This is a genomic window from Mycobacterium sp. (genome assembly GCF_049673265.1).
In the GTDB taxonomy this organism is placed as follows: domain Bacteria; phylum Actinomycetota; class Actinomycetes; order Mycobacteriales; family Mycobacteriaceae; genus Mycobacterium.
Genome location: NZ_JBATXN010000157.1, coordinates 1 through 6,541, shown reverse-complemented (window position 1 = coordinate 6,541; position 6,541 = coordinate 1). Strand labels below are relative to the sequence as shown.

8 protein-coding genes and 1 pseudogene are annotated in these 6,541 nt (G+C 64.4%); 6 read left to right on the top strand and 3 right to left on the bottom strand.

Features of this window, described 5'->3' with window-relative positions; translation table 11 throughout:
* The 5 genes from WBF82_RS05585 to WBF82_RS05565 form a co-directional block, all read left to right on the top strand.
* Positions 1-1,153: steroid 3-ketoacyl-CoA thiolase (locus WBF82_RS05585; RefSeq protein ID WP_424382087.1), on the top strand; the 1,153-nt coding region annotated here is incomplete at its 5' end.
* A 13-nt stretch (positions 1,154-1,166) separates the two neighbouring features.
* The gene (locus tag WBF82_RS05580) at positions 1,167-1,538 is read left to right on the top strand and encodes a hypothetical protein (protein ID WP_424382086.1); all 372 of its coding nucleotides are present in this window, start codon (positions 1,167-1,169) and stop codon (positions 1,536-1,538) included.
* 10 nt (positions 1,539-1,548) lie between these two features.
* Positions 1,549-2,013, top strand: a complete 465-nt coding sequence (locus tag WBF82_RS05575) for a nitroreductase family deazaflavin-dependent oxidoreductase (protein ID WP_424382085.1) — start codon at positions 1,549-1,551, stop codon at positions 2,011-2,013.
* A 1-nt stretch (position 2,014) separates the two neighbouring features.
* Positions 2,015-2,467: a nitroreductase family deazaflavin-dependent oxidoreductase gene (locus tag WBF82_RS05570; protein WP_424382084.1), complete on the top strand. Its 453-nt coding sequence runs from the start codon at positions 2,015-2,017 to the stop codon at positions 2,465-2,467.
* 85 nt (positions 2,468-2,552) lie between these two features.
* On the top strand, positions 2,553-3,584 hold the full coding sequence (locus tag WBF82_RS05565) for a phosphoglycerate mutase family protein (protein WP_424382083.1): 1,032 nt from the start codon (positions 2,553-2,555) through the stop codon (positions 3,582-3,584).
* 38 nt (positions 3,585-3,622) lie between these two features.
* On the opposite strand, the gene WBF82_RS05560 is transcribed toward WBF82_RS05565, so the two are convergent.
* The 3 genes from WBF82_RS05560 to WBF82_RS05550 are packed head-to-tail and all read right to left on the bottom strand — an operon-like array spanning position 3,623 to position 6,032.
* Positions 3,623-4,333 carry an MBL fold metallo-hydrolase gene (locus tag WBF82_RS05560; protein WP_424382082.1) on the bottom strand — a complete coding sequence of 237 codons (711 nt, stop codon included), beginning with the start codon at positions 4,331-4,333 and terminating at the stop codon, positions 3,623-3,625.
* A gap of 9 nt (positions 4,334-4,342) precedes the next feature.
* Positions 4,343-5,248, bottom strand: coding sequence for an SDR family oxidoreductase (locus WBF82_RS05555; RefSeq protein ID WP_424382081.1), 906 nt, complete (start codon positions 5,246-5,248; stop codon positions 4,343-4,345).
* A 25-nt stretch (positions 5,249-5,273) separates the two neighbouring features.
* Positions 5,274-6,032, bottom strand: a complete 759-nt coding sequence (locus WBF82_RS05550) for an SDR family oxidoreductase (RefSeq protein WP_424382088.1) — start codon at positions 6,030-6,032, stop codon at positions 5,274-5,276.
* 94 nt (positions 6,033-6,126) lie between these two features.
* Between WBF82_RS05550 and echA20 the strand changes: the two are divergent.
* Positions 6,127-6,541, top strand: a pseudogene (gene echA20 / locus WBF82_RS05545) ((7aS)-7a-methyl-1,5-dioxo-2,3,5,6,7,7a-hexahydro-1H-indene-carboxyl-CoA hydrolase); the annotation flags it as partial.

The window sequence follows — 6,541 nt, the reverse complement described above, 5'->3', positions numbered from 1 at the left end:
CCCGGTAATAGTCGAAGCCACTCGCAGCCCCATCGGTAAACGCTCCGGATGGTTGTCCGGGCTGCACGCTACCGAGCTGTTGGGCTCGGTTCAGAAAGCGCTTGTGGAGAAGGCCGGCATCGCTGCCGGCGACGTCGAGCAGCTCATCGGCGGCTGCGTGACGCAGTTCGCGGAGCAGTCCAACAACATCACCCGCACGTCGTGGCTGACCGTGGGTTTGCCCGAGCAGGTGGGCGCCACCACTGTCGACTGCCAGTGCGGAAGCGGGCAGCAGGCCAACCATCTGATCGCCGGCCTGATCGCCGCGGGCGCCATTGATATCGGCATCGCCTGCGGTATCGAGGCGATGAGCCGCGTCGGGCTCGGCGCCAACGCCGGTCCCGACCGTAATTGGCGCGCCCAGTCCTGGGACATCGATCTGCCCGATCAGTTCACCGCCGCCGAACGCATCGCCAAGCGTCGCGGCATCACTCGCGAGGACATCGACGCCTTCGGCTTGGCCTCCCAACAGCACGCCAAGCGAGCCTGGGACGAGGGCCGCTTCGACCGGGAGATCTCACCGATCGAGGCGCCGGTGCTCGACGAGCAGAAGCAGCCCACCAGCGAGCGGCACACGGTGAGCCGCGACCAGGGTCTGCGGGACACCACGCTGGACGGATTGAGCCAGCTCAAGCCGGTGATCGACGGCGGCATCCACACCGCGGGCACGTCGTCGCAGATTTCCGATGGTGCGGCGGCTGTGCTCTGGATGGATGAAGACAAAGCCAAGGCGCTGGGCCTGCGCCCGCGGGCGCGCATCGTCAGCCAGGCGCTGGTCGGCGCCGAGCCCTACTACCACTTGGACGGCCCGGTGCAGTCCACCGCGAAGGTGCTCGAGAAGGCCGGCATGAAGATGGGCGACATCGACATCACCGAGATCAACGAGGCGTTCGCGTCGGTGGTGTTGTCCTGGGCCCGGGTGCACAACCCCGACATGGATCGGGTCAACGTCAACGGCGGCGCGATCGCGCTGGGGCATCCGGTCGGTTGTACCGGCAGCCGGCTGATCACCACCGCCCTGCACGAGCTGGAGCGCTCCGATCAGAGCACAGCGCTAATCACCATGTGTGCCGGCGGCGCGCTGTCGACGGGCACCATCATCGAGCGGATCTAGTGGGCCCCGTTTCATGACTGTGGCCGACGACGACCGTATCGCAGCGGCCCAGTCCTACATCGACGCATTGGTCAGCCACAACGGCGACACGGTGCCGTTCGCGCCGGACTGCGTTCGGATCGAGCAAGGCATCAAGACAGGGTTGTCCGGAAACCATTTGCGGCGCAGCCTGAATCGCGGGCCCCAGTTCCGGATCATCGCTGCGACTACCCCGCCGAACTTCAGTGTCGATGGCGACTGCGTGCGGGCCCAGTTCGACGTGATCACCAAACCATCGCTCGCCGGGCGGCGGGTGTGCGCGCACATCGACGAGACGTTTCTGATCCCCGATGGCACGATCCACCACATCCGGGCTCAGCTGCGCCCGTTCATCCAGCGCCACTAGAATCACTGCCATGCCCTCGAAATCAGCACCGCGATTTCTGAATTCGCCGTTCACCGACTTCTTCATCAAGTGGATGTCTCGCCTGAACACCTTCATGTACCGCCGCGGCGGCGGGGAGGGGCTCGGCGGTACGTTTCAGAACATTCCGGTCGCGCTGCTGACCACAACCGGCCGCAAGTCCGGTCAGCCGCGCGTCAGCCCGTTGTATTTCATGCGTGACGGCGACCGGGTCATCGTCGCCGCCTCGAAGGGTGGTTCGGCGAATAACCCAATGTGGTATCTCAACCTCAAGGCCGACCCAGAAGTTTCTGTCCAGATCAAAAAAGAGGTCATGGACCTCATCGCACGCGACGCCACCGACGAGGAGCGCGCCAAGTATTGGCCGCAGCTGGTCAAGATGTATCCGTCCTACGAGGACTACCAATCCTGGACCGACCGGACCATCCCGATCGTCATCTGCGACCCCGCACGCTGACGTGACGGAACGGCAATGGATCCGCAATTCGCGGTTCCTTGCTCTCTTGCTCAAATACTTTGCCCGCGTTCATATCTGGGTCTACCGGCGTACTAACGGTCGAGTCGGCGCTCGATTGTTGTGGTTTCCGGCCGCTCTCCTGACTACGACCGGCCGCAAGTCGGGTGAGCCGCGGACCACTCCCACGTTGTATCTGCGCGACGGCGATCGGGTGATCTTGCCGGCGTCGTTCGGCGGTCGCGCCGAGAACCCGACCTGGTATCTGAACCTCAAGGAGAACTCGGCGGTTGAAGTGCAGATCCGTGCCGAGCGACTACACCTGTCTGCCCGCGACGCGACGGATGAGGAACGGAACCGCTACTGGCCGCGGCTGATGCGCATCTATCCGCCCTATCGCGGGTACCGCGAGGCCACCGACCGGGTCATCCCATTGGTGGTGTGCGAACCGGCATAGATTGCCTTGCAATCTCCCAAAAAATGGCCGGGAATTACGGTAACTTAACCTCGCCGCTGAGACGCTCCGACGCGGAGGGGGAACTATGCCTGGTCTACGCCAACATCGACGCCGTTACGTTGCGGTCGGGCTCATTTCGACGGGCTTGCTCTTTATCGCGCCGGCCGTCGCGTGGGCCGATGCGGCGGACATCACGATCGACTTCATCCGGCACGGCCAATCGATCGACAACGCGGCGGGCATCATCGACACGGTCCCTCCCGGAACGGGTCTCACTCCCGAAGGAATCACACAGGCGACGACCATCGGCGAGCAACTAGCCCTCGCCAATCAGGGTTCCTACGCTGAGCTCCTCTCATCGGAAGAGCTCAGGGCGATCGAAACCGCAGGCAACATCTCGGCTGCGCTGGACAACATGCCCGTGCAGCCGCCGATGGCCGGACTCGATGAAATCAATGCCGGTATTTACGAAGGCCAATCGATATACAGCCTCGATGGCCTGCTCTACCTGACGACACCGATGGCGTGGGTATTCGGCGCAGACCTCGTGCCGATGCCGGGCTCTCCTGACGTTAACGGCGTCGTGTTCGACCAACGCTATACCGAAGCGGTTGACGCGATATACGACCAAACTGCTAACGCCGGCGCCAACCCGACCGACATCGCCGTATCCAGCGAAGGCTCGATCACCACCTGGGCACTGATGAACGTCAAGAACCCCGATTTTTCACTCCTCCTCACCGAGTTGCTCGAAAAGGGCCAGTTCCTGCCGAATGTGGGCGAAGTGGTGGTTCACGGCGATCCGCAAGACGGCTGGACCTTGGTCAGCTACGACGGGGTGCCGGTCCCCCAGAATCCCGACCTGCCGACCGAGCTGTTCGTCGACTTCCGTAACCTGATCGAGGCGCCGCAGTTCGCCGGCTACGACATTTACCAGGCTCTGCTGACCGGTAATTCGACGACGATCGAGGCTGCGCTGCAGACCGGTATTAACCAAGTCGACACCGCGCTAGCGCAATTCCCGGTCGCGGTGCTCGATGACGTCCTCGGCGCTTTGACGGGTGCGACGCCGGCCGCCGCGGGCGCGCTGGTAGGTGACACGTTCGCCGGGCTCTGACCTGAGGCCCGCAGCATGATGCCGTCTTGACGGTATCGTCAGCGCCTTAGGCGGCGCGATCTGAGCCAATCCCGTTGCTGGCAGACGAATTCCGCGTCGACGACGGCCCCGTGGCCCGGTACGTAGACGGCGTCGGGTCCGCCGATCGCGAGTAGGCGATCAAGCGTGGTGGGCCAAGCGACCACATCGGAATCGGCGTCGATCGCCGGGTCGCCGGATTCCTCGACCAGATCACCGGTGAAGACCACGGCGGGGTCGCCGTCAGCGCCCGGCACCAACACGACCAGATCTGCGTCGGTGTGGCCGCGGCCCAGGTGGGCAACCGTCACCCGGCGATTTCCGAGGTCGACGACAGCGTTATCGACGGCGTGTTGGGGCGGCCGTAGGGCCCCGATTGCGCGGTCGATCGCGTCGCGGTCGACGTCGTAACGTAACGCATCGTCACGAAGCTGCTCGGCGGCCGTCGTAATATAGTCGAAAACGTCTGGCGCGCAGTAAATCTCGACATCAGTGAAATATCCGGAACCCAGAACGTGATCAAAGTGCATGTGCGTCAACACCACGTGTGTAACACGACGTCCCGCAATCTGTTGCACGTCGGCGTCAATTGCCGCGGCTTCGGTCAGCGTGGTACCGGTGTCGACGAGCAGCGTCCCGGCGCGGCCCTGCACCAGACCGATTGTGACGTCGAGAAACGGTAGCCGACAACGATGTACGCTGTCGGTCAGCTGCTCCCAGTCGAAGTGCACACCCGGTGATTAGGTGCCGTACACCGGCACCGGAGGCCGAGACTTGGCGAGTAGATCGCCGACCACCGGACCCAACTCCGCCGGATCCCATTGAGCGGCCTTGTCGATCTGAGGGCCGTGCGCCCAACCCTCGGCGACGCGGATCTTGCCGCCCTCAACCTCGAATACTTTCCCGGTGACATCACGGGATTCAGCGCTACCCAACCAGACCACCAGTGGCGAGATGTTCTCCGGCGCCATGGAGTCGAAAGCATCGTCCTGCGTTGCCATCATCTCAGCGAAGACCGTCTCGGTCATCCGGGTGCGGGCCGACGGCGCGATCGCGTTGACGGTGACGCCATACCGTCCCATTTCGGCAGCGCCGACGAGGGTCAGAGCCGCGATGCCGGCCTTGGCGGCGCTGTAGTTACCTTGCCCGACGCTGCCCTGCAGGCCCGCACCGGAACTGGTGTTGATGATCCGCGCGTCAACAGGTTTTCCCTCTTTCGACAGCCCCCGCCAATACGACGCCGCGTGCCGCATCGCAGCGAAGTGGCCCTTGAGGTGAACGGCGATGACGGCGTCGAACTCCTCTTCGCTGGTGTTGGCCATCATCCGGTCGCGCACGATGCCGGCGTTGTTCACCAGGATATCCAGGCCATCGAAGGTGTCGACGGCGGTCTTCACCAGCGCTGCCGCTTGCTCCCAGTCGGCGATGTTGGAGCCGTCGGCGACGGCTTCGCCTCCGGCTGCGGTGATCTCGTCGACCACAGACTGTGCAGCGCTGCCGCCGCCGGCGGGCGACCCGTCCAAGCCCACCCCGATGTCGTTGACCACGACGCGCGCGCCCTCGGCGGCGAAGGCTAACGCATGCGCGCGCCCGATACCGCCGCCCGCGCCGGTGACGATGACGACGCGACCGTCGACTATTCCCATTTTCCGCCCATTCTGTTCGGATCCTCTACTTGATCGCGCTGGCGTTGGTGGTGGCCAGATAATGCGGCGGCTCGCCGCCCCCGTGCACCTCTAATGCGGCACCGCTGATGTAGGACGCCGCATTAGAGGCCAGAAATGCTGCGGCCCAACCGACATCGGCAGGGGTGGCCAACCGGCCGAGCGGCACATTCTTCGAGATCGCTGCGATCGATTCGGCATCGCCGTAAAACAGCTCCGATTGTTCGGTTTCGACCATGCCGACCACACAGGCATTCACGCGGACTTTCGGACCCCACTCCACTGCCAGTGTCTGAGTGAGGCTTTCCAGGCCGGCCTTGGCCGCGCCGTAGGCGCCGGTGCCCGGGGATGGCCGTCGGCCGCTGAGACTGCAGATGTTGATGATCGACCCGCCGCCCGGCTGGTCTTGCATCTTGTCGTTCGCGTGCTGGGAAACCGAAAGCGCACCAATCAGATTGAGCTCGATGATCTTACGGTTGAACTTCGCGCTGGACTCCGAGGTCAGAACGTAGGGCGACCCGCCGGCGTTGTTGACGACGACGTCGAGGCGGCCATGCCGGTCGACAATCGCATCGATCATCGCCTTGACGGCGTCGTCGTCGCGGACGTCGCAGGAGTGGAACTCGTAAGGCAGACCCTCGACCTCGCGGCGGGCGCAGGTCACCACGGTCGCGCCCTGTCCGGCGAAGACTGAGCTGATGCCGGCGCCGACCCCCCGAACGCCGCCGGTCACCAGAATGACCCGGCCGGCGAGGCCCAAGCTGATCGCGGGGACTCCTTCGGCGTCGGTCACTGTGCTAGCGTACCAAGCAAGTGCTTGCTTAGGTAAATCGTCCCCCAGGAAGTGGCCGAGGATCTCGATGACAATCACGTCCCGCACCGTCGAACCGGGGATCGTCGCGGTCACCGTCGACTTTCCCCCCGTCAACGCCATCCCCTCGCAGGGCTGGTTCGAACTCGCCGATGCGCTCACCGCCGCCGGCGCCAACCCGGACACGCACGCGGTGATCTTGCGCGCAGAGGGTCGCGGCTTCAACGCCGGAGTGGACATCAAGGAGATGCAACGCACCGAAGGCTTTACCGCACTGATCGACGCCAACCGCGGCTGTTTCGCCGCCTTCCGAGCGGTCTACGAATGCGCGGTGCCGGTGATCGCCGCCGTCAATGGCTTTTGCGTCGGCGGCGGCATCGGCCTGGTGGGCAACGCCGACGTGATCGTGGCCTCCGAGGACGCGACCTTCGGGCTGCCCGAGGTCGAACGGGGCGCGCTGGGTG